Origin of the sequence: Paenibacillus sp. EKM10P (assembly GCF_011800655.1) — a bacterium.
Lineage (GTDB): Bacteria > Bacillota > Bacilli > Paenibacillales > Paenibacillaceae > Paenibacillus > Paenibacillus polymyxa.
This window is the reverse complement of record NZ_JAALET010000109.1, coordinates 1-287: the sequence shown is the minus strand read 5'-3', so window position 1 is coordinate 287 and position 287 is coordinate 1. Positions and strand designations below refer to the sequence as shown.

At 50.5% G+C, this 287-nt stretch carries 1 protein-coding gene; it reads right to left on the bottom strand.

The window, feature by feature from the left end:
- On the bottom strand, positions 1–287 hold a 287-nt coding region (locus HFE01_RS26655), incomplete at both ends, for a condensation domain-containing protein (protein ID WP_167438876.1).

The window sequence follows — 287 nt, the reverse complement described above, 5'->3', positions numbered from 1 at the left end:
CACTCCAATAACGAGATGCTTCCTGTGCATCTTGGTGTTCCAACCATTCGATATAGTCACTATACGGCTTGACAGGTGCGAGCTCTGGCTGCTTGTTCTCCAGCAAGGCAGCATATGCACCAAACACTTCGTCCGTCATCAGGGACAGGCACCAGCCGTCCATTACGATATGATGGAAGCTCCATACAAACCGGTACGAGTGATCACCCTTGCGGAAGACAGCTACGCGCATGAGCGCATCCTTGCTTAAATCAAAGCCACGAGCTTTGTCCTGAGTCACAAATTCA